At 38.9% G+C, this 22,647-nt stretch carries 19 protein-coding genes; 10 read left to right on the top strand and 9 right to left on the bottom strand.

The genetic code is table 11. The features are described 5' to 3' along the window. Positions 1–4: 4 nt before the first annotated feature. From IFO69_RS14750 to dut, 4 genes are read right to left on the bottom strand one after another with little or no spacing between them, the layout of a single operon-like run. Positions 5–1,255, bottom strand: a complete 1,251-nt coding sequence (locus tag IFO69_RS14750) for a murein hydrolase activator EnvC family protein (protein WP_192010897.1) — start codon at positions 1,253–1,255, stop codon at positions 5–7. 3 nt (positions 1,256–1,258) lie between these two features. After that, complete coding sequence (locus IFO69_RS14745) at positions 1,259–1,999, bottom strand: DUF4292 domain-containing protein (RefSeq protein ID WP_192010896.1); 741 nt, start codon at positions 1,997–1,999, stop codon at positions 1,259–1,261. Then, complete coding sequence (locus IFO69_RS14740) at positions 1,992–3,845, bottom strand: tetratricopeptide repeat protein (RefSeq protein ID WP_225444156.1); 1,854 nt, start codon at positions 3,843–3,845, stop codon at positions 1,992–1,994. Before IFO69_RS14740 ends, IFO69_RS14745 begins: the two co-directional genes overlap by 8 nt. Positions 3,846–3,863: 18 nt before the next feature. After that, positions 3,864–4,298 carry a dUTP diphosphatase gene (gene dut / locus IFO69_RS14735; protein WP_192010895.1) on the bottom strand — a complete coding sequence of 145 codons (435 nt, stop codon included), beginning with the start codon at positions 4,296–4,298 and terminating at the stop codon, positions 3,864–3,866. Between the two features lie 326 nt (positions 4,299–4,624). On the opposite strand from dut, the gene IFO69_RS14730 reads away from it, so the two are divergent. Then, complete coding sequence (locus tag IFO69_RS14730; protein WP_192010894.1) at positions 4,625–6,040, top strand: hypothetical protein; 1,416 nt, start codon at positions 4,625–4,627, stop codon at positions 6,038–6,040. A 17-nt stretch (positions 6,041–6,057) separates the two neighbouring features. On the opposite strand, the gene IFO69_RS14725 is transcribed toward IFO69_RS14730, so the two are convergent. Next, the gene (locus IFO69_RS14725) at positions 6,058–7,572 is read right to left on the bottom strand and encodes an MATE family efflux transporter (RefSeq protein ID WP_192010893.1); all 1,515 of its coding nucleotides are present in this window, start codon (positions 7,570–7,572) and stop codon (positions 6,058–6,060) included. Positions 7,573–7,591: 19 nt separating this feature from the next. Beyond that, entirely contained in the window at positions 7,592–8,377 is a 786-nt protein-coding gene (locus tag IFO69_RS14720) for an enoyl-CoA hydratase/isomerase family protein (RefSeq protein WP_192010892.1), read from the bottom strand. A 229-nt stretch (positions 8,378–8,606) separates the two neighbouring features. Between IFO69_RS14720 and IFO69_RS14715 the strand changes: the two genes are divergently transcribed. From IFO69_RS14715 to IFO69_RS14700, 4 genes are all read left to right on the top strand, one after another. Further along, entirely contained in the window at positions 8,607–10,070 is a 1,464-nt protein-coding gene (locus IFO69_RS14715) for an NADP-dependent isocitrate dehydrogenase (protein WP_192010891.1), read from the top strand. Positions 10,071–10,577: 507 nt separating this feature from the next. Then, positions 10,578–11,792 (top strand): hypothetical protein, encoded by a 1,215-nt coding sequence (locus tag IFO69_RS14710; RefSeq protein ID WP_192010890.1) that lies wholly within the window; start codon positions 10,578–10,580, stop codon positions 11,790–11,792. 338 nt (positions 11,793–12,130) lie between these two features. Then, positions 12,131–12,604, top strand: a complete 474-nt coding sequence (locus tag IFO69_RS14705; RefSeq protein ID WP_192010889.1) for a hypothetical protein — start codon at positions 12,131–12,133, stop codon at positions 12,602–12,604. A gap of 34 nt (positions 12,605–12,638) precedes the next feature. Further along, on the top strand, positions 12,639–13,076 hold the full coding sequence (locus IFO69_RS14700) for a hypothetical protein (RefSeq protein WP_192010888.1): 438 nt from the start codon (positions 12,639–12,641) through the stop codon (positions 13,074–13,076). Between the two features lie 63 nt (positions 13,077–13,139). Here IFO69_RS14700 and typA read toward each other — a convergent pair whose 3' ends face one another. Further along, positions 13,140–14,945 carry a translational GTPase TypA gene (gene typA, locus IFO69_RS14695; protein WP_192010887.1) on the bottom strand — a complete coding sequence of 602 codons (1,806 nt, stop codon included), beginning with the start codon at positions 14,943–14,945 and terminating at the stop codon, positions 13,140–13,142. Between the two features lie 906 nt (positions 14,946–15,851). On the opposite strand from typA, the gene IFO69_RS14690 reads away from it, so the two are divergent. Then, positions 15,852–16,061, top strand: coding sequence for a hypothetical protein (locus tag IFO69_RS14690; RefSeq protein WP_192010886.1), 210 nt, complete (start codon positions 15,852–15,854; stop codon positions 16,059–16,061). 1,081 nt (positions 16,062–17,142) lie between these two features. Continuing rightward, complete coding sequence (gene hisS, locus IFO69_RS14685) at positions 17,143–18,516, top strand: histidine--tRNA ligase (RefSeq protein ID WP_192010885.1); 1,374 nt, start codon at positions 17,143–17,145, stop codon at positions 18,514–18,516. Positions 18,517–18,609: 93 nt separating this feature from the next. Here the strand turns inward: hisS and IFO69_RS14680 are convergent, their stop codons facing one another. Then, positions 18,610–18,891: a hypothetical protein gene (locus tag IFO69_RS14680; protein ID WP_192010884.1), complete on the bottom strand. Its 282-nt coding sequence runs from the start codon at positions 18,889–18,891 to the stop codon at positions 18,610–18,612. Between the two features lie 213 nt (positions 18,892–19,104). On the opposite strand from IFO69_RS14680, the gene IFO69_RS14675 reads away from it, so the two are divergent. Together IFO69_RS14675 and IFO69_RS14670 are read left to right on the top strand one after the other, a co-directional pair. Then, complete coding sequence (locus tag IFO69_RS14675; RefSeq protein ID WP_192010883.1) at positions 19,105–19,437, top strand: YbaB/EbfC family nucleoid-associated protein; 333 nt, start codon at positions 19,105–19,107, stop codon at positions 19,435–19,437. After that, positions 19,437–20,444, top strand: coding sequence for a glycosyltransferase family 2 protein (locus tag IFO69_RS14670; protein ID WP_192010882.1), 1,008 nt, complete (start codon positions 19,437–19,439; stop codon positions 20,442–20,444). Before IFO69_RS14675 ends, IFO69_RS14670 begins: the two co-directional genes overlap by 1 nt. On the opposite strand, the gene IFO69_RS14665 is transcribed toward IFO69_RS14670, so the two are convergent. Then, positions 20,441–20,659, bottom strand: a complete 219-nt coding sequence (locus tag IFO69_RS14665; protein WP_192010881.1) for a PspC family transcriptional regulator — start codon at positions 20,657–20,659, stop codon at positions 20,441–20,443. The genes IFO69_RS14670 and IFO69_RS14665 overlap by 4 nt on opposite strands. Before the next feature lie 82 nt (positions 20,660–20,741). On the opposite strand from IFO69_RS14665, the gene IFO69_RS14660 reads away from it, so the two are divergent. Next, a complete protein-coding gene (locus IFO69_RS14660) occupies positions 20,742–22,544 on the top strand; it encodes a hypothetical protein (RefSeq protein WP_225444155.1) in 1,803 nt (600 codons plus the stop codon). Positions 22,545–22,647 lie beyond the last annotated feature (103 nt).

The raw sequence follows: 22,647 nt of genomic DNA, 5'->3' as shown, positions 1-22,647 counted from the left end.
TTACCTATTTACCCGAAAGCCAAATAGAAGGATTCATCACTTGAAGACCTTTCCATGTTTGAAAATGCACTTCAGCCACTCCGTCGTTGCCAGTTGAAACTTCCCCAATTTTATCATTTGCTTTGACTGATTGGCCGGATTTTACAGCAATGGTCTTTAGGCGACTATACATGGTATAATACTCTCCATGTCTTATGATGATGGTTCCCCCCATTCCCGGAACCGTAGAGATTTTGGTAACCACTCCATCAAAGACAGCCCGAACATTTTCATCAGGGTTGGTTTGGATATCTACACCATCATTGGTGACTGTGATCCCTTTAAGGGTTGGGTGGGCATGCTTACCATAGGTTTTGGATACAAATCCACTAGCTACTGGCCAAGGTAATTTACCTTTGTTTTCGGCAAATGAACTAGATAGGGCAGCAGCTTCCGGTGTCAAAGGTATACTGGTTCCAGCAGATTTGGTGGTTTTCGAATTGGCTTTCTTGGCCTCGGCTTCTGCTCTTTTAATTTCCTCCTCGATCACTTTTCTGATCAATCGGTTAAGTTCTTCTTGCTGTTTTTTGGTTTCAGCAATGTCTTTTCTGATTTCCTCTTCTTTGACAGAAAGTGAGTTGACGATGGATTGCTGCTCCTTCTTCAGCAAGTCCAATTCTTTTTTCTGGTTTTGTTCTTCTTGTAGTGCTTGCTGTTTTTCCTCCTTTTGGGCCGCTAATTTCTCATGTTGTTGCTCTAGGTCGGCGCTTACTTTTTCTATTTGTTCAACTTGTTTCTCTCGGGCCTCACTATATTGTTTCAAATACCTCAAACGCATGTACAGCTCCTTAAAGGTGGATGAACTGAAAACGAAGGTCAGCACTGTAATGCCCCTATTGAGTTTGGCCGACACATAGATCATCTGTGCATATTCTTCTTTTAAGGTTTCAAGGTCTTCTTCCAAAGAGGTAATCATTATGTCCGTTTCCTTGATTTCTTTGTTGAGCAAGACCACTTCTGAGTTAAGGGTTTTGATAAAGTTGGCTCTGGTTTCCAGTTGTTTGGAAACTAGATTAAGCTCACTGATGGTGTTTTTCTTTCGAGCGGAGGTTTTCTTTAATATTTCGTCAAACTCTTTGAGACGTTGTTGGACGGCTGCTTTTTCCTTTTCTAACTGCGCACGAGTTTTGGTAGTCTGTGCCCGTAAGGAGGCGTAATCTGGACAAAATGTCCAAGCAAAGAATAGCAGAAAAATGAAATAGATGCTACGCTTCATAGATTAGAAATTATAAGGAAATGTTAAAGAGTCATCAGTCAGGTCTACTTTATTGACTTCAAGGCTTACCAGGGTAGATTGAAGCTTGGATGATTCCTGTTCTATCAACATCTTGATCAAGATTTTATAGGCATAAGGTTGACCTTCCAAATCCTCAAATTCAGGATAACTGGCTGTCAATTTTCCTTTATGATACCTGGAAGAAGTCTTCAGCTCCGTTACTTTTCCATGTTGGGCACCTACAACAGACTCGTAAATAATTCCATCACGTCTTTGGGTAAGCTCGAATGTTTTTCCAACCCTTAATAGCCTATCTCTATATGTCACTTGGTTGGGTACGTTGGCAAATAAAACATTTTGGAAAAGGTCAAGAGAGAGTTTCAGTCCATAGGTGTTTTGGAATTGATCAAAGGTTAAGTCAATATCCTGCCCATTTATTCGGTCTTTTACTTTGATTTCATCTCTGGTGATCACCCCTCTGGCAGCTTCGATGCCCAAACCAGGACTGATACTGAACCAAATAATGCTGTCTTTTTTTGCCCTTAGATTTAAGGTTCCTCTAGTTGTTTTTCCATTTTCTTCCTCTAAGACCATCCGAGCTTTGGCACTGAGGTAATTATAGTCAAAATAGGAGGGAGAGAACTCTCTCATGGTATCGTCCGAAGAATAGATGTTGGTCTTTTTGGCACAACCTGCTAAAAGCAGGAGAACAGCCAATAAGCTCAGTAAAAAGTTTTTATTCATAATATTTTCTATCCTTTATCTTTTTGTTGAGGACTTCAGAAGTTTCTTCCCCACTCAAGGCCTGTTTCCAATACTTAACGGCTTCAGTCTTCTCTCCCAAATGGAACAATATGTCTCCATAATGTTCCAGCATAACGCCACTTGGAGATGTTTCATTGTCCAATGCCTGCTTCATAAACCGCTTGGCCTCCTGATAATTTTCCATTTGGAACAAAACCCAAGCATGGGTGTCCAAATAAGTGGAGTTATCAGGGAATTGCTTTACAAGCTTAGCGGACATTTTATGAGCCTTATCCAAGTCCTTTTTTTCTAGGCTGAGAAAATAAGCATAGTTATTTAGGATATGTTCATCATTGGGGGTTTCTGCAAGTACTTTTTCGTAAGCCTCATAGGCCTCATCATCTTTGTCAAGGGCATGAAGTGTGTCTCCCAATTGCCCCAAAATCATTTGATCCAGCTGTTTGTTTTTGCCATTGTTCAGCTCCAAACTCTTTTTGAGTGAGGCTTCCGCATCCGTGTATTTTTTTAGAGCCAGTTTAGCGGTGCCGTCAAAAAACCAGAACTCAGGTTTGTCCTCGAACTCGTCTGTTCCAATAATGGTATACTTTTCAATGTCATTGAAGTCTTTCCCCAATTCAAACATCAAGCTAACGGTACCTTGGAGCACTTTGGGGTCATTGGGTTTTAGGGCTATGGATTGTTGGTAGTAATCAAGGGCTTTTTCTTTTTCTTGGTTGAATAAGGCACGGTCTCCCAAAACGGTATATACGATAGCATCTTTAGGATTCTTTTCCATCATGATGCTTCCCAAACTATCCAGCAAAGCCTCTCTTTCTTCAGTTTTGAGGTCTTTTTGAATGATATCAGAGTAGGTTTGGGCTTTTATCTGGCCTTCTAAGTCAGGGTTGTTGAATGCGATGAAAAGGTGCTTGCTCGCCTGCTCCAAATCTCCCTTTTCTTTTAAAAGCGTGTAAGTGGCCAGGTGCAAATCACCTTGGTTTGGGTAGTCTTTGAGGGAGTTTTCTACGGTGGCCAAGGCTTGATCAATTCGATTGTTATTGAACAATACCTCAACCAATGCCAATACATATCTGGAGTTTCCCGGATTGGATTCAATAAGTTTTTCACCTTCCTCGATAGCTTTATCCAGTTTGTTTTGGCGAAGGTAAATCCTTTGCTTTTGAACAGATAATTGTTCTACCACTCCATAATATTCTTCTGCTTCATCCAAAGCAATAAGGGCTTTGTCGAACTGTTGGGTGGTCAGGTACAGCGAGGCTAATTCAAGGATATACTGCTTGTTGCTTTCAGAACTTTCAATCAGTGTTTGGAGAATTTCTGCTGCTTTTTCAGGTTGATTTTGCTTGGTATAAACCTCGGCTACTAGCAGATGATAGAATTTATTGTCAGGATCGGACTTGATGGCTTGTTGTCCATAAGACAGGGCTTCTTCATTTTGATTGGCACGGGCCAATATTTCTGCCATTTTGAAATTGATGGCACCCGCTTCTGGATTCAATTCATGTGCTTTGTCAAAATAAAAATAGGCCTTTTCATAATCTTCCAGTATCATGTGCTTTTCGCCTTCAATAAAAAGGCGGTCAGCCATAGCTTCCTTTTCTTGTTCCTTTTTTGATTTTTTTGATCTTGTCTTTTGTGCGAACAAATCACTACCGGAGGAAAACAAAAAGGCAGAAGTAATACCGATTAGGAAGATATATTGCTTTATGGATTTTAAACTCATCTTAAGTTCTGGACTGAAGGTACTGAAGGAATATGGTGGTTTTCCATATCCCATGTGACGTACAAACTTAATGCCTTTTTGGTTCAATAGCCAAAAGTGCATTTACTAAATTTAACATAATCAGGATTTTCCGGTACTGCCATAGCCGCCCGCTCCTCTTTCAGTTTCGGTAAGGTCAGAGGAATTTTCCCATTGGATCTGCTCATGTTTGGCGACGACCATTTGAGCGATACGTTCACCATCTTTGATCTCAAATGCTTCTTTGGACAGGTTCACCAATAGTACTTTGATTTCGCCCCTGTAATCCGCATCGATGGTTCCTGGAGAGTTGAGGACGGTCAGCCCATGTTTAAAGGCCAAACCACTTCGAGGTCTAATTTGCGCTTCAAACCCGGCTGGAAGTTCCATGTACAAGCCTGTTCCAATCAATACGCGTTCTAGGGGGCCTAAGGTTACTGTTTGATCCAAGTTGGCCCTCAAATCCAGTCCTGCAGAAAGGATGGTTTGATATTCAGGGAGTGGATGTTTTGATTGGTTAATGACTTTTACCTTCATGGAGTTTTAATTTTTTGGTATTTAATTGAAGTCAAAGATAGGGGGTTATTTTTATTTTGGGGGAATGGATAAGGTGAAAAATGGAGATACAATTTTTTGCTGGAAGCATTTGGAATAAAATGAATGGGGAATGCAGATCACTAAAGCATATCTATTCTTGATCTTGAATTGACTTAAATGGAGTGGAATAGACAAATTGGTTGAGGAAGCAAGATCAGATCTTTTGATAAGTGGAAAATCTTAACAAGGTATTAGTACATTTGGCTTAAATTAGTGGCTACTTTAAATCATTATTACCTTAACGGTTAGGTTAATCCCTTTTAATTATGTTTGAACTGAGAAACTTCATTTTACTTTTGTTTTGCTTTGTGACTTTTTTGGTGAAAGGCCAGAGTGCAGAAAATCAATATGTTGAATCTATTGAGAGAGGGGTGAGTGGGGTAAAGACGATTGATTGGACACGCTTTGAAGACAAGTCAAAATCATCTCCACAACAAATAATGGCAGGGAAAATCCTACTCAATGCAAATAAATATGCGCTGACATCTTGGTGGAAAAAGCGTGGCTTTGCCGGAACACCATCTGGTGATTATTTGGATTTAAAAGGAACCACCGAACATAAAATACGTCCTGTTGCTGCTGAAGCGGAGTCAATGGCAGCTTCTTTGAGAACGGGGCTTTATGACAGTTCAATAACTGGAGTAACCACAGCTGAAGCAGAAGCCAAAACCATCCAAATGATTCGCAGTTTGGGGCATAGCCACATAGCCAATTCGAAAGAAGGCTGGGGAAGGAAGTGGCAATCTGCCTTATGGGCGGGTTATACTGGTTTTGCAGCCTGGATGATGTGGGATAAGTTAGATGAGCAAACCCGCTTTGAAACCATGGCCATGATTTATGACGAATGTGACTGGATCATGAATGACAAAGGATTGTTAGGTATTAAGACTTACCAAGACCTTCATGGGAAGATTGTCAGTCCTGGTGATACTGGTGCTGAGGAAAATGCCTGGGATAGCCTTATTCTTTCGGTAGCTTGCGCCATGATGCCAGAAAACCCTAATCATTCCATTTGGATGAATAAAATGATTTTTCTGAATATTAATGCATTGGCATGTCCAAGTGACTTGAAGTTGAAAAAGAAATATAATGGGAAGCCACTGAATGAATGGCTGGTGGGGACTAATATCAATGAGGATGGAACCGTGGTAAATCACCATTTTATACATCCTGACTACATGACGTCTCCATTTGAATTCAATCCAATAAAGTTCTTTTGGTTAGCCCAAAAGCCTGCACCCTCAGCAACCAAAAGAAATGTTGATTTGGTTTTTAATGCGTTTACTAAATTGAATTTTCATGAGGGGGATAGTATCACTGGTGGTGTGGTAAAGTCCCCTGGAGGAACAATTTATAAGTCAGGTTCTGGTGATATTTTTTATCCTTTGGGAACTGATTGGGGAGAAGGGAGAAGAATGAATTTCGCTTCTTTCAATAGTACGGTGGGTGCTTTTTCTGATGATCATGGAATTAGGTCTAAGGCTTTGGAATGGGAGTTGAATCATGGGCAGGTTGTGTTGGATATGCAGAGTAGGTTTGAAGATGGCCATACTTATTTGGACAAGAGTGAAGATAGTTTTGCTTCTTGTGAAGAATGGGTAGCCGATAAAGCTGCTACAGTCTATATAATTGAAACATTAAAACTTTTGGAGAAACCGAAATTCACAAACAAGAAGTTTTAAGAAAATTGGCAAAATGATTATTTGCCAATTTTCTTTTTCAGTTGGCTGATTTCCTCTTTTTCTAAAAGAAAGACCAAGAGTATAAAGGCAAGGGGAAGTGCATTTCGAATTAAGAAGGTTAAAATTTCAGATTCCACTTCAATATAAAAACCAACATAAGCAGCCACAAAAGCGGTTAGCAGGTAGAAGATATCTTTGCCTGTTTGATAAGGAATAGGGTAATATTTTTGGCCAAATAGATAACACATGATGGACATGATGACATAAGTGGCCAAAGTGCTCAGTGCTGCTCCGGTATAGCCTAATTTTGGAACCAATAAAACGATGACAAGAATAGTGACCAGAGCCCCAGTGAAGGTGATGTAGAAACTATAAATTGTTTTGTCAGTAATTTTAAACCAGATGCTCAGGTTGAAATAAACGCCTAACATCAAGTAGCCCATCAGAAGCATAGGGACGATAGACAAACCTTCTTGATAGCCTTTGTTTCCCAATATCTGGTCACCAATAATGTTGAGGTTGACTGCTACGACAATCATCAAAACGCTGCAAAAGATGATGAACCAGTGCATTACCCTAGCATACAATTGCGGACTGTTTTTGTCTTCACTTTGAGAAAAGAAGAAGGGTTCAGCAGCGTACTTAAATGCCTGAATGATCAGATTCATAAAGATGGCCAATTTGAAATTGGCACCAAAAACCCCTCCTGCTTCCCTAGAGGTCAATCCAGGGTAGAAATTTTCAGGTAAGATATATTCAAACAAAAACCGGGAAAACACTTCGTTCGTAACACCTGCCAGCCCCATAAATAGGAGAGGAAAAGCATAATGCCACATAGGGCCAAGCATACTTTTTTCCAAAGACCAGGTGAATTTACCAGAAAGAAAAAAGAGGACCGGAACAATCAATGCATTGGCCATGAGATTGGACAAAAGGATGTAGTCAACTCCCCATTCCGGGTGATAAAAAGATTGGATGAGTGGTTGGAAGCCTATTAAATATTTCCCCTCATAAATATGGAGACAAATGACAATGAAGAAAATATTAAAACCTACATTCAATAGGATATTGAAGAGCTTGGTCAGGGCAAATTGCAAGGATTTGTTTTCAACCCTAAGCTTGGCATAAGGAATAGCCAATACCGCATCAATGGTCAAAATCATAGCAGTCCACTTGAAAAGGTAGGCTTTTCCTTCATAGTCCATCCAAATACTGATTTGCTCGGCACTCAAATAGAGAAGGGCGCCAAGAGATAAGGAAGTGGTTAGCACAAGAGATTGTACATTGTTATAGACCTTGTCAGGTTCCAGTCCTTTTCCAGTAGAGAACCTGAAGAAGGTGGTTTCCATTCCATAAGTGAAAATCACGTTAAAAAAAGCGATGAAGGCATATATGGCTGTAAAAGAGCCAAGTGCTTCCTTGGAAAGGTAAGAGATGTAAAGGGGAAGAAGAAGGAAATTGATTACTCTGCCCAGAATACTGCTTATTCCGTAAACAGCGGTCTGTCCGGCGAGTTTTTTCAGATTACTCATATGATGTCAACAGCGGGAACTATTCTCCTTTGAAGTTGGGCTTTCTTTTTTCAAGGAAAGCGGCTGTTCCTTCTGAATAATCTTCTGATTTCACGCAGCGGGCGAAACTGTTGGCTTCAATGAGGTAGCCGTTTTCATCATTGCTATAGACGGCATTGACGCAATCGACAATCATTCCAAGGGCTAATGGTGCTTTAGTCATGATCTTTTGGAGGATTTCCTCCGCTTTTTCGATGGCATCTTGTTTGGTGGCAGTGACATGGTTGACAAGTCCCAGTGATTTACCTTCTTCAGCACCTATCATTTCACCGGTCATCAGTAGTTCATTGGCTTTTCCTCTACCGATTAAAAAAGTCAAACGCTGTGTTCCTCCATATCCTGGGATAATACCGAGATTAACTTCGGGCTGTCCAAACTTAGCATTGGCAGTTGCAATTCTCATATGGCAGGCCATGGCCAATTCACAGCCTCCGCCAAGAGCAAAGCCATTGATTACTGCAATGACTGGTTTGTGGCATGATTCGATCAAACTGAAAACTTCCTGACCGTTTTCTGAAAATTTACGAGCATTTAGCTCGTTCAGTTCTGCAATTTCGCTGATGTCAGCACCCGCAACAAAAGCTTTTTCTCCTGCTCCTGTCAAAATAACTGCCCTGATCGACTTGTTGTCACTTACTTCATTGAAGATGTTCTTCAGTTCTTCCAGGGTATCAAAGTTGATTGCGTTGAGCTTGGATTCGCGGTTGATGGTGAGATAAAGTATACCATCTTTATTGTCAGAAAGAATGTTGGTAGATTCAGCCATGCTTTAAAACCTATGTTTAAATTCAAATATACAAGGTGGTATAGCAATCACAAAGCAAACCATGCAAAAATCAATGGTAGCAAAGTATTGTCCTTGATAGTGACCGAATTGAAATTTGGAAATGTTTCTTGGATTTACTCCAATTTGTCATTTTATAATCGGTCATCTCTGGCAAAATTTTATATTTTTGTATCACATTTTGAAACTTCAAATCTATAATAAGATAAGTATGTCATCCAAAAGAAAAATAACCGTAGCTTACGGTGATGGTATCGGACCTGAAATCATGAAAGCCACGCTGGGGATTTTGGAAGCAGCTGGGGCAGCCATAGAAACTGATGTGATTGAGATTGGCGAGCAAGTCTATCTGAAGGGGATCAGTTCAGGTATCGAGCCTACTGCTTGGGATTCACTGAGGGAATCAAAGGTGTTTCTGAAATCTCCGATCACTACTCCACAGGGAGGAGGATTCAAGAGTTTGAATGTGACCACCAGAAAGACATTGGGACTGTATGCCAACGTAAGGCCTTGCAAGGCTTTTTCTCCGTACATCCATACACATTTCCCTGAGACAGACATGGTGATCATTCGAGAAAACGAGGAAGATCTATATGCTGGAATCGAGCACAGGCAGACGGATGATGTATACCAATGTTTGAAGTTGATTTCCAGACCAGGTTCTGAGAAGATCATTCGTTATGCATTTGAGTATGCCAAAAAGTATAATCGTAAAAAAGTGACCTGTATGACCAAGGACAATATCATGAAGTTGGCCGATGGTCTTTTCCATAAAGTATTCAATGAGGTAGCTAAAGAGTACCCTGATATCGAAGCGGATCACAAGATCATCGATATTGGTACTGCTTTGATCGCAGATAAACCTGAGATGTTTGATGTGATTGTTACCTTGAACCTATATGGAGATATTATTTCTGATGTGGCAGCTCAAATTACTGGTTCTGTAGGATTGGGCGGTTCTTCCAATGTGGGTGAGGACGTAGCCATGTTCGAGGCGATCCATGGTTCTGCCCCTGATATAGCGGGTAAGGACATTGCCAATCCATCTGGTTTGTTGAATGGTGCCATCATGATGTTAGTGCACATCGGTCAACCTGAAGTAGCGGAGAAAATCTCCAATGCTTGGATGAAGACTTTGGAGGATGGAATCCACACAGGAGATATTTATCAAGAAGGCGTTTCTTCTAAGTTGGTAGGTACTCAGGAGTTTGCGCAAGCCGTGATTGAGCGTCTTGGTCAAAAGCCTGAAAACATGACTCCTGCTGAGTTCAAAAAAGGAGATGGTGCTGATGACAATATGGGAGCGATCAAATTGACAGAAAGAAAGCCATGTAAGAAGGAACTGATCGGTTTGGATGTTTTCATTGATTGGAAAGAAAATGATAGAGATGCCAATGTAATCGGTGACAAGCTAAGGGCTGTAGATGCTGATGGTTTGAAAATGCAGTTGATCACCAACAGAGGGGTAAAGGTTTACCCTGATGGCATGAAGGAGACTTTCTGTTCAGATCACTGGAGAGTAAGGTTCTTTAATGCTGACCAAACGGTGATTTCCCATGGACAGATACTTGAAATCCTTAAGCAAGTAGAGGCTCTAGGTTTTGATTTTATCAAAATAGAAAACCTTTATACTTTTGACGGTGAAAGAGGTTTCTCTTTGGCACAAGGAGAATAAGTTTAGAATATTGTTATATTGAAAAGGGAGGCTGATTAGCTTCCCTTTTTTTATGTATTCTGGCCAACAAGGGCAAAGCCACTGGGCTGGGATGAAACCAAAGTGTTTTGAACGGTAAAACGGTAAATAAGTGAACAGGTAACTATGAGTTTTGCCTGGAGAACGAAGGAGGGTGTCAATAAGGTCTTTTGATTATTGTAAAGATCAAGAGAAAAATCATTGTTCTTTTTTCAAAAGAGACTTTATGCATAGCCGAAGTGTACTGTCAAAACAAACAAAACCTTTTGGAAAATAAAGTGAGCATCGATAAGATTAAAGTGACCAATGAGACGGTATTATCCTGAGATTTGCAGCCAAATTCGGGAATGGGAATTATAATTCATGAAAAATAAGTGATCACTGAACCTCGGTTTTAGATTGTTGTTTGATCAAAATAAATATTTAGTTTTACTTTGTTAGCAGTATACTTTTAATCTACTACCATATATTATTTAATTGACTGAATCAATGAAAAGAATAAGTTTACTTCCAGCTTTATTGATGATCGTGTTTTCCATATCGTGTAGCGAAGAGATCAAAGAAGCAATGATAATAGAAGACGAGCCAGTTATCTGGCAAGAATTAGACAGTGTATATGTCTTTGATAAAAAAATAATTTTAGCTGCACATGAAACTGATGACCGTTTTTTTACGCTCGGTCAAAACTTTATAGGAATTAAGAATTATGCATGGAATGGGGAGTTTTTAGGTGATTTAATTTACTATGGCTACCAGTTTGCATTGCCTGAAGAACAGCTGTTTAAAAGTACATTGAATATAGACTACAGATATCCGATCAATGATGAAATAGCTGTTACTCAGATAGTAGAGAGTCCGGATAAAATCATGGTGCATTCATTATTAGATACTAAACATGTGGGTTTTATTCTTGGGTCATTGGTGATTGACGGAGAAATGATTGATGATGATTTTGATCGTTTCGAATATCAATTCAGAACAGGAGGAGACTTTGTGGGGCTAAATGGTCGTCACATTTTGTTACCTTATCGAAAAAAGTCTAATTCATCTGATGTTTATTATGCTCTTGTTGAAGTGATGCCGGAAGGTAGAGATGTCAATTTAGTGGGCAAATATAATTTTGGCAGTCCTATTGGTATGAACTATTATCCTTTTTTGACACAAGAAACTATTGAAGATGGTTTCCTAGTGGCTAGCTATCATGAATTGTGGAAAGTGACTAAAGATGGTAAGGCTGAAGTAAAATTATCTACCCAAATGAATGATATTTATGGATTGGATAATATAATGTATGATCCAAAATCCAGAATGATTTTAGCAGTAAGCATTTATTCTGGAAAAAAATTCATTTCAGATGATATGGGTGAAACTTGGAGAGAAATGACTTATGAAAATGATGATGTTTTATTTTTAATGAATAACCTAAATATCATTGACTTTGAACATCAGCTTTATGCTTTGTATAATTCCCAAATTTTCCAGCTTGATATAAACATGGAGTCGGTGAAAATCACTGAGTTGGACAACAGTGGTTTGTTTGGAAACAAAATAACTGACCTAACGAGCTACTATGGTGATAGTTTAATAATGGCAACCACTTTAAGTGGTGCATTTGTCAAACCAAGAGCTGAGTTTTTTAAACTTAGAGATAGGGGAGAAGATGATCAGGTAGCAGTTGTTTCAGAAAAAGGACTTATACATTAGCCATCGGCTGAAGGGGACCCGACTCATGGGCATTTGTAATATATTATTAAATGAGAAAAAACAGTTTTTTAGCACTTTTTAGTGTTTTGTTTGCTTGTAATTCCAGTATTGAAAATAAAGTTGGTCAACTGGATGCTGAGCCCCGTGAATATGAAAACAAAATGGCCCTGGTCCCTGAGGATACTATGGTGATACGTGTTGGGAATCACTCGAATATCTATAGCAGGTATATTATACTAGTGCTACTAAGATTGATGAGGATTATGTTATAAAAAATAAGTTTTTGTGAGACATTTTAAGGTTTCGTTTCGTATAGGGTTTAAAATCAAATTATTCTTATGAAAAAGTTACTGTTTACCCCTTTGTTGTTTTTATTGATCTTTAATGCTTGTTCTGAGGTAGACCCTGAACCTGAAATAATAATTGACCCAACGGAATCATTTCTGACCGGGGAATGGAAGTTGGTGAAAAGTCGTGGTTCGATGATAGATGTAACGATTGAGGGAGAGGAGCTGAAAAGAACGGAAATTTACACCTTTACTGATGATGGTACTTTTGAAAAGTACACCAAAGATGATGATTATGAAGCATCTGGATCAGGCTCTTATGTTTTGGAGAACGTGCCAGAAGAGATGAATGAAGGTTATGTGGGCATGGTATCTTTAACATTTTTGGAAGGGGATGTAATTGTTGGAAACTGTACTTCAGGAAATGAGGAGATAGAGACTTTGTTGATTTCCAAAGAAGGGCAACTGGTCAATGTTTACTGGGCACCATGTGACGGTCCTTGGCTGTATTATGAGAAACAATAAATTCAAATCATATGTGTTTTAATTTTTAGTGTTAATGAGAACTCTGATTATTCCTATACTGATTTTATCAGTGTGTCTTTCTAGTTGTAAGGAGGATGATCTTAAGCCAGAAGCTGACTTGATTGGTGTGTGGCAGCTAAATGAGATTTATCATTCTGAGGATGGGCATATATCTGAGGAAGATCTCGGTTTTAATGATAAATATACTTTTAGGGTTGATGGTACTTTTGAGAGAAAGCTTGTTGCAGATGATGAGACTTTGGAAGGATCAGGAACTTACTCCTTTAGAGAAGCCAAGTTGATCAACTCGAGCATGAATAAGTTGTATTTAGTACTAATTTTTCAATCGGGAGGAGAGCAAGGTTGGGTATGTGGTGAAAACAAAACGGAATTGCAGTTGACTTTCCAAGATGAACTGGTCAATTCTTGTGAAGCTAAAGAGGGGCGTATTTATTATTATAAAAAACAGTAACAAAAAAAACTCCCCTGAATTTCTTTAGGGGAGCTTTTTTGATATTTAAAACCTTAATAGAACTTAAGCGTCTTTTTTTGCCATTCTGGTTCTTTCTCCTTCGTCCAAGTAGATTTTTCTCATTCTCATGCTCTTTGGAGTTATTTCTAGGTACTCATCCTTTTGGATATATTCCATAGATTCTTCCAAAGAGAATTTCTTAGCTGGAGCGATTTTAGAGTTGTCATCTGAACCTGAGGCACGCATGTTGGTCAATTTCTTACCTTTTTGTACGTTTACCACGATGTCATTGTCTCTGGAGTGTTCTCCGATCACTTGGCCACCATAGATTTCCTCTCCCGGATCCACAAAGAATACCCCTCTATCCTGCAACTTATCAATAGCATAAGCTGTAGTAGGACCAGATTCCATAGAGATTAATGAACCATTGATTCTGCCAGGAATATTTCCTTTAAAAGGTTCGTACTTGATGAAACGGTGGTTCATGATGGCTTCACCCTGAGTAGCCGTAAGTACATTGTTTCTCAATCCAATCAAACCTCTTGAAGGGATTTGGAATTCCAAGTGCTGAAGGTCACCTTTTGGCTCCATGACCAAAAGTTCCCCTTTACGCTGGGTAGCCAATTCGATTACCTTACCGGCAGTGGTTTCAGGAACATCTACTACCAATGATTCAATTGGCTCGTGTTTCACACCGTCGATTTCTTTGAAGATTACCTGGGGCTGGCCTACTTGAAGTTCATAGCCTTCTCTTCTCATGGTCTCGATCAATACAGACAAGTGAAGGATACCACGTCCGAAAACGATGAATTTATCTTCATTGTCAGTAGTCTCTACTCTAAGAGCCAAGTTCTTTTCCATTTCTTTAAAAAGACGGTCTCTCAAGTGACGGGAAGTCACAAATTTACCTTCTTTACCGAAGAAAGGGGAGTTGTTGATTGTGAAGAGCATGTTCATGGTAGGCTCATCGATCGCGATCCTAGGAAGTGGTTCTGGATTTTCAAGATCAGCAATGGTATCGCCAATTTCAAAATCCTCAATTCCAGTAATGGCACAGATATCACCTGGATGAACAGACTCTACTTTATTTTTTCCAAGCCCTTCAAATACATGAAGTTCTTTGATTCTTACTTTTTTGATGGATCCATCTGCTTTGCAGAGAGAAACCTGAGCATTTTCCTTTAAAGTACCTCTCTTCAATCTACCGATAGCAATTCTACCCACGAAGTTAGAGTAGTCCAAAGAAGTGATCTGCATTTGTGTGGTGCCTTCTTCGATGATCGGAGCAGGAATGTGCTCTATGATAGTGTCCAAAAGAGGCAAGATGGAATCAGTTGGGTTTTGCCAATCAGGTCCCATCCAGTTATTTTTAGCAGAACCGTACATGGTCACGAAGTCCAACTGCTCTTCTGTAGCATCCAAGTTAAACATCAGGTCAAAAACAGCCTCATGAACTTCGTCTGGACGACAGTTTGGTTTGTCCACTTTATTCACCACTACGATAGGCGTAAGACCTAAATCCAAGGCTTTGCCCAAGACAAATCGGGTTTGTGGCATTGGGCCTTCAAATGCATCTACCAAAAGGATTACACCATCAGCCATTTTCAATACCCTTTCTACTTCTCCACCAAAGTCGGCGTGACCAGGGGTATCAATGATATTAATTTTGATGTCTTTATATCTTACGGAAACGTTCTTAGAAAGAATAGTGATACCTCTTTCTCTCTCCAAGTCGTTGTTATCAAGGATTAAGTCGTCAAATTGCTGGTTTTCACGGAAGATTTTTGAAGCGTGAATGATTTTATCCACGAGTGTTGTTTTACCGTGGTCAACGTGTGCGATAATCGCGATGTTACGAATATTCTGCATGATAAGAATTAATTAAGTTGCAAAAGTACAAAGAAAATTCGGTAATCCTGTTAAGCATTTATAAAGTTTATAAAGTTAACCGCTTAAAAATCAAGGAATGAGTTATTTTTAACTTCAATTGTAACTTGTTGGTTTGTAGTTTATTAAGTGATGGTGTGGAGCTAGGTGTTTGAATTGGGGTAGTTTTATGAAACGTGGAGGTTATTTTATTTTAGATAAAAGGTAGGTCTTTTTATATCGTTCATAAATTTATGAATCTGATTATCCGCAATGATGCCAGTAACCTTACATCCTTTGCTTAAAGTGGTCAGAAGTTTGAAGCCTGAAGACCGAAGCAGTTGATATTTTAATCAAAACGAACATTTCGACTCGTTTTTAACCTTTACTGGTGCAATTGCGGATATACATTTTTATGAATTTATAAAAAGCTTGGTACAATGATATAAATGTGCTATTTTAAATTGAAGAAAATTTTTAAATGCGGCACAGCTTTAAGGTGTCAAAGCAACAGATTGTTATTAATTTTTAGTAAAGAGCTATAGTTATAATAAAACAGATTATCTGGTTTTATAATGCTTTTGTTTACAGGATTTCAATGCTTATTTCACTATGTCTTAATATTTTGGTATCATTTTTGGAACAATCATTGTAAAGGTTGATGCATCCGCGATCTTAAAAATATCGTATAACAAATAAGTGTTCTGATACAAAAAACTGTATTGAAGTGAAAAATAATTTGTAAGTAAAGTAAATTGTGTATATTTACGAAATGCAAATATTAGGTTACAAAAAAATGTTTTGTGGATTTTTATTTAAATTGCGGCCGGATTTCCGGTGGGAGACACGAAAGTGTAATGATGAAAATTATATTGTTTTATTTAAGTACTGCTTAAAACACGTGTAGCTATGAAATATCTTATTAAAATCGAAATTAATGACGTAGAGTTTCAGATTCATACAGAGGCCAGCAATGAAAGAGAGGCCAAAGATAATGTATGGGAAATCATTAGAAGGAAAACTTCTTTGAAATCAATTGAAACAGAATCTGCAGAAGTAAGGGATTCTTCTTTGGGAAGAAAGCTAGCTGAAGGGATCAGAAGCGCTTTGTTATTGTGATGTTGGGATTATAAACTGATCTAATTTGAAAAAAATATACACATAGGAGAAAAATTCTCAAAGATTGAGAGCCATGGCTAGTCCATGGCTTTTTTTGTTTCCCTTAAGTTTTGACTGATTTAGCCCTTAATCGGGATTAAATCGTAAAGTCGACTGGATAATGTTTACCAGTACCATATGTTTACCTCTTATATTCCACTTGGCATCCTTTTTTGTCTGCCCGAAGAACGGGAAAGCCTCGGTTTTAATACAGCTGACCTACAACTGCCCTTCAACATCTTAGCAATAACCCTCGGATATATCGGTTACTCCACCTACTTTCCTTTGGATCAAACAGGCTTCTCTCCCAAATTATCTTCGGATTTCACTCGGTAGTTTCCGAGGGTGATCCGAAGGAGATCCGAAAGAGATCCCTGTGTGATCCGAAGATTATTCTGTTTTCTCCCAAATAAAGGTAAAGCCAGGGTAAGGGCTATGTAAGCCGAAATGGAAAGGAACACTTGAATTCCACCAAGCCAGCACTGCCATCAAACTTAAAGGTTTAAGGGCTATTAGCTAGGATTTTACGGAACCAAACAGGACACTGCATGAAGACCATCAACACGCTGATCTTGGAGCAAGCGGAAAAGTTTGGGGGTATTTGACCAACCATTATTTTAGAGGTAAAAAGAAAGAGAGTGGACAGGGGCTTTTTAAGATTGTCTTTTGCCGGCGGGCATACTGGAGTATTTTGAGATCGGCCCCATCGCTCAAAAGCAGAATGGACTATTACATCGGTCTGTATGAAAAGAATAAATATTCACATAATCTGGAGGCAAAAGGGTTTTATGAAGTTCTTATAGTACAGGCTTTTCCCATCCGTGGAAAGGCCTGCTACCTGACGTCCAGGCGCCGCTTGGTGGAAGGTTGAGGACCATTTAAAATATATGCTTGAAATCCCTCAGGAATATTGCTTGAACCCTTACTCGTTCGGGCTAATATCTCGTTTTACCTGCAATAAATGTCGATTGGTTTTAGGGGAAAGATTAAAACTTTCTCATAATCGCTTAGATTTTTTACCTTTGGGCAAAATTTAGCATTCATGAGTATCCAAAAACCGACTTTACCAAAAGGAACCAGAGACTTTGGCCCAATACAGATGGCCAAGAGGAATTATATTTTAGAGACCATTAAGTCTACCTTTAGGCTTTTTGGGTATCAGCAATTGGAAACTCCTTCTATGGAAAACCTTTCTGTTTTGACCGGAAAATATGGGGATGAAGGAGATCAGCTACTCTTTAAGGTGTTAAATAGTGGGGATTTTCTCAAGAAGGTTAAGGGAGAGGATTTAGAAAAAGGTGCAGCCAATGTGCTTCCTAAAGTAGCTGAAAAAGGCTTACGATATGACTTGACAGTTCCTTTCGCGAGATATGTGGTGATGAATAGGAATGAGTTGACCTTTCCTTTTAAGCGTTTTCAGATTCAACCCGTTTGGCGGGCTGATAGGCCTCAGCGGGGAAGGTACCGTGAGTTCTACCAATGTGATGCAGATGTGGTGGGGACGGATAGTTTGATCTGTGAAGCAGAGATACTTTTGATGATCAGAAGGGTCTTTGCTGAATTGAAACTGGAAGATTATGATATTAAAATCAATAACCGTAAAATACTAACAGGGATTTCGGAGGTTATAGGTGAACCTGGTAAAGAGGGAGAACTGTGTGTGGCGATAGATAAACTGGATAAAATTGGCTGGGAAAAGGTACAAGAAGAGTTGACTCAGCGAGGTTTCACCGAAGATGCAGTAAAAAAATTGGAACCAATTATTGATCTGTCCGGAAGTAATGATGAAAAGTTAGCTTTTTTGAAGGGCTTTCTTTCTGAAAGTGAAGAAGGATTGAAGGGTGTGGCGGAATTGGAAGAAGTGTTAAAGATACTGGCTGAGTTTGGTGAAGGCCAGGAGCATGTGGATTTCGATGTGGTATTGGCCAGAGGCCTTAGTTATTATACAGGTGCGATATTTGAAGTGAAAGTGAATAATGTGTCGATTGGTTCTGTAAGTGGGGGAGGCAGATATGATAACCTGACCGGAGTTTTTGGCCTGGAAGGTGTTTCTGGTGTTGGTTTTTCTTTTGGTGTAGACAGGATTTATGATGTATTGGAGGAATTGAATTTATTTCCGGAGGACCAAACACAGTCTACTAATGTGATGATTGGGTATTTTGATGAAGAAGGAAGAAATTATGGATTGAAAATTCTAAATGGATTGAGAAGTGCTGGGCTTTCTGCTGAAATATACCCTGATTATGCCAAGGTGAAAAAGCAATTTAACTATGCTGATAAGAAGCAGGTGCCATATGTGGTAATGATAGGTTCTGAAGAAATTGCACAGAATAAGGTGACCCTGAAAAACCTAAAAACAGGTGAGCAGGAGATGCATTCTTTAGAAGAGGTAATTGGTATGGTTAAGGCCAGTTGATTATCGAACAAAAAGAAATAAAAAGTGCATAGCATCATTATCAGATAATGAAAGCTATGCACTGACCAAATTTATCTTCGGGGATAAATTACCTTAATCAACTTCTAAGATCGAATTCACCGGAATGGCTACACTTCCCTTGAGGGTAATGAAATCCGGCGCTATTGACCAAATGGTTGTGTTTACTTGGTAAATCTTTTGATCTGCAGATTCGAAAACAATTTTTACTTTTTCATGTAACAAGTTTCCCAATAGCAATCCACGATATAGGTGGCTCATCCTCGTGTCAATATCTTCTTGTCGCTCCAAAACCTCTTTTCTGTTAAATTTGAGGTTAGGGATATTTTCTTTTTCAATATTTTCTATCACGTTCATAGTAGATGCGATATGTGATTATTAGAGTATATATTCCTTTAATCGAATATTGTTGTTTAAAGTTTGAAATATTGGGTTAATATTTCTATTTATTGAAAAATTTGGTTAAATGTTTTGTTTTTTATTGTTTTTTAAGAACAATGTTCTAAGGTGGTTTTCTTCGTAGTAACACTAAATCAATTATATTTGGAGTTCCATTAATTTAGAAGAGATATGTTTGACTTTATGAATATCATGAATAAGGTGAAGGAAGCACAGGCCAAGATCAAAGAGAAGCAGGCTGAGCTGGTTCATCTGACTGCAGAAGGAGAGTCCGGAGCAGGAATGGTCAAAGTGGTTGTGAATGGCCATAGAAAGATAGTTGATATAGCTATTGATGATAGTCTAATTACTCCAGAGGATAAAGATATGCTCAAAGATCTTATCGTTGCGGCTACCAATAAGGCATTTGAAAGTATTGATATCAAGATCAAAGAAGAAATGAAGCAGGCCACTGAAGGGATGATGCCCAATATCCCCGGAATGGACTTAGGAAATATGTTTTAATGAAAGACGCAGCCATCGTCATACTCAATTACAATGGGAAGGATATGCTAGAAAAATTCCTTCCCATTGTTTTGAAAAACAGTGATTTTGAGGTCATCATTGCAGATAATTGCAGCAATGATGGTTCTCAGGAATTTTTATCGGCTCATTTTAAATCACTTCAGCTTATTCAGCTGACTGAAAACCTGGGATATAGCCAAGGTTATAATGAAGCGCTCAAAAGAATCCAAGGTCAATATAATTACTACATTCTCCTTAATTCCGATGTGGAGGTCACTCCTTATTGGGATAGGGATTTGATCAAATGGTTGGAGAAGCATGGGGAATATGCTGCAGTTCAACCCAAAGTTTTATCTCAGCAAAATCCTAAAGTATTTGATTACGCTGGTGCGGGTGGTGGATACATTGACCAGCTGGGTTATCCATTTTGTAGGGGGCGAATATTGGAAACAATTGAAGAAGATAAAGGTCAATTCGACGGGGATGTACAAGTGGATTGGGTTTCAGGTGCCTGTTTTGCTATTAAAGCAGAATTGTTTCATGCTGTTGGAGGATTTGAATCTTCGTTTTTTGCCCATATGGAAGAAATAGATTTGTGTTGGAGATTGTCAAGAAATGGATGGAAGTTGGGGTATTTCGGTGGGATAAAAGTGAAGCATGTTGGTGGAGGAACCTTGTCACGGACAAGCCCATTTAAAACCTACCTAAATTTTAGAAACAATTTGTTGATGCTTTATAGGAACTTGAGCAGTTGGGGGTTCTTTAAAGTAATGATGATAAGAGTTTTTTTTGATCTGGCCGCATTTCTTCATTTTGGTCTTTTTGGGAAAGGAAAACATGCCAAGCAGGTGATTAAAGCTTACAGAGACTTTTTTAAAATGAGCGCTAAGATGGAAAGGAAAGCTCCTTTGGCATCAAAATTGCCTTTCCAGAGAGCTAGTAAGCAAGTGTTTTCTATAGTGCTTTCTTATTACTTAAAAAGGAAAAAATATTATTCGGAAATTTAGTCGAAAAGCACAGGATTGTTACTCTTTCTGAAGTACTTTCTGATTTTCATTGTCATGGCCATAGTAACATACAAGATCACAGGAGATCCCAATGTAATGAAAGAGGAATAGATGAAGAACAAACGGATGCTGTCAATAGGAAAATTCAGCTTTTCTCCCAATTTGGAACAAACCCCAAATGCCCTGTCTTCAAAGAATATTTTCAGTTTTTCCATTTTTATGAATTTTAAAATAACGTTTAAAAGTAGTGAAAATATAATGAATATTCTAATAAACCACCCTAAGCTTAAACAGTTTATGAATTATTGTCCGAAATTTCTAATAGCCTGTTTAATAGTTGTTTTGGGTTCCTGTAGCACTAGAAATCTTTTTGATACTGCAGGAGCACCAAAAGTAACTGTAGATAAAAATCCGTTAGTATTACATAAAGACTCAGTACTTTTTACTTTAAGGGCGACTATACCTGCAGGTTTAGTTTCTGAAAAAAATACTTACACCTTATTGCCGGAATATCAATACGGTGAGGGGGCGCTGCCGTTAGAGGAAATCGAGGTAGATGCCAGTGACTTGGCAGCATCAGGAACTTCAGTGGAGATCATAGAAAAAATGTCATTTCCTTACTTGGAAGGAATGGATAGGGGAGAGTTGAGGGTGAAAGGTTTATTGGAAGAGGTTGAGTCAGGAAAGAGTTTCACGACACCTTATATACAATTGGCTGAGGGCATTGTCAGCACACCTAAACTGGTAAGGGTAGGGCAGTTTGCTCCAGGGGAAAGTATTCCGGAAGTGGGTGCCTATATGGCTTACGACGAAGCATTTTTGAATATGGCAGCTTATGAATCTGCTTATTATTTCTCCAAAAATTCTGCTCAAATTAATCCTTCAGAAAGCAATGATGCTTTTAAGGAAGAGCTTGAGTCAGTAGCAGCCAAGGGAGAACCTATCAATACCATTTTGATTCAAGGGATGGCATCACCTGATGAATCCAGTTATATCAAACTTTCTTCACAAAGAGCACAGGCTATTGAATCCTATTTGAAAGATCAGCTCAAAAAGGCAGGATACCAAGGGAATGTCAATGCAATTACCTTTGAAATGTCCCAAAAAGAGCCTGATTGGTTGCTGTTCAGGCACCTTTTGAGAACTTTCAATAAAATTGATATGACTGAAAAGGATAAGTACTTTGATATTATCTATGGAGATGCCTCTTATGAGGAGAAAGTGAATGCGATCAAAGAACTCCCGTCTTATAAAATCTTTTCCAGGGATAAATTTGACCAAATGCAACTGGCACAGGTAGCTTTTATGATGGCCAAGGACAGAAGACCTGACCCAGAGATTTCTGGTTTGGCTAACCTTTATATTAATGGTACTGCTCAGGGAGATGAACTAACAGAAGCAGAGTTGGCCAGAGCAGCGGAATTTAATCCTGGATTGAAAGAAAAGCAGATTCTTTATGAAGCCATGATTTCCAAACATGGCTCAGCCTTGGCCTACAACAATCTCGGAGTGGTTTATTTAAATCAAGCGCATCGTATGATCAAGGTCAGCGATAAAAACAATAAAGTAACAGAGGCAATGAACCTATTCCGAATGTCCAATGATATCAATGAAAGCGCTGCTGCGAGGCATAATATGGGGCAAGCTTATTTGATGAGAGAAGATTATGGGGCTGCTTATATAGAAATTTCTGAGGCCAGTGCTTTATCTAAGGACAACCCAGAGTTTAATAGCTTCAATGAAGGTAAGAGAGGGGCAATCGATATAATAAGGGGTGATTACAAATTGGCTACGCTCAGATTGAAAGAGGCTCCGGAGACAGCTACCAATTTATTCAATAAGGGCTTGGCCTTTTATTTGGCCGAAGAATATGCCCAAGCAGCTGTAGCCTTTGAGGAAAGTGCCTTAAGCAATATGGAGTTTGGTTATGCCTTTTATGGCTTGGCTTTGGTAGCGGCTCAAAACCGCGATGAGGAAAGACTTTATGAAAACCTTCAAAAAGCAGTGCAAAGAAGTCCATATCTTAAGAGAAGAGCCGCAACGGATATGGAATTTAAGGATTATTTTCAGGAGGCAGAATATAGAGAAGCGATTAGGTGAGTAAAAGTGTAATGTGTATCGAGAGCACCCCTGATTTCATGGGTGCTCTTTTTTATGATACACTTAGGTGAAAATTTATTCTTTAATCGATTTAGTTGTCTAA

Origin of the sequence: Echinicola arenosa (genome assembly GCF_014841125.1) — a bacterium.
Taxonomy (GTDB): Bacteria; Bacteroidota; Bacteroidia; order Cytophagales; family Cyclobacteriaceae; genus Echinicola; species Echinicola arenosa.
The sequence above is the reverse complement of the archived record's forward strand: the minus strand, read 5'-3'. Positions and strand labels throughout refer to the sequence as shown.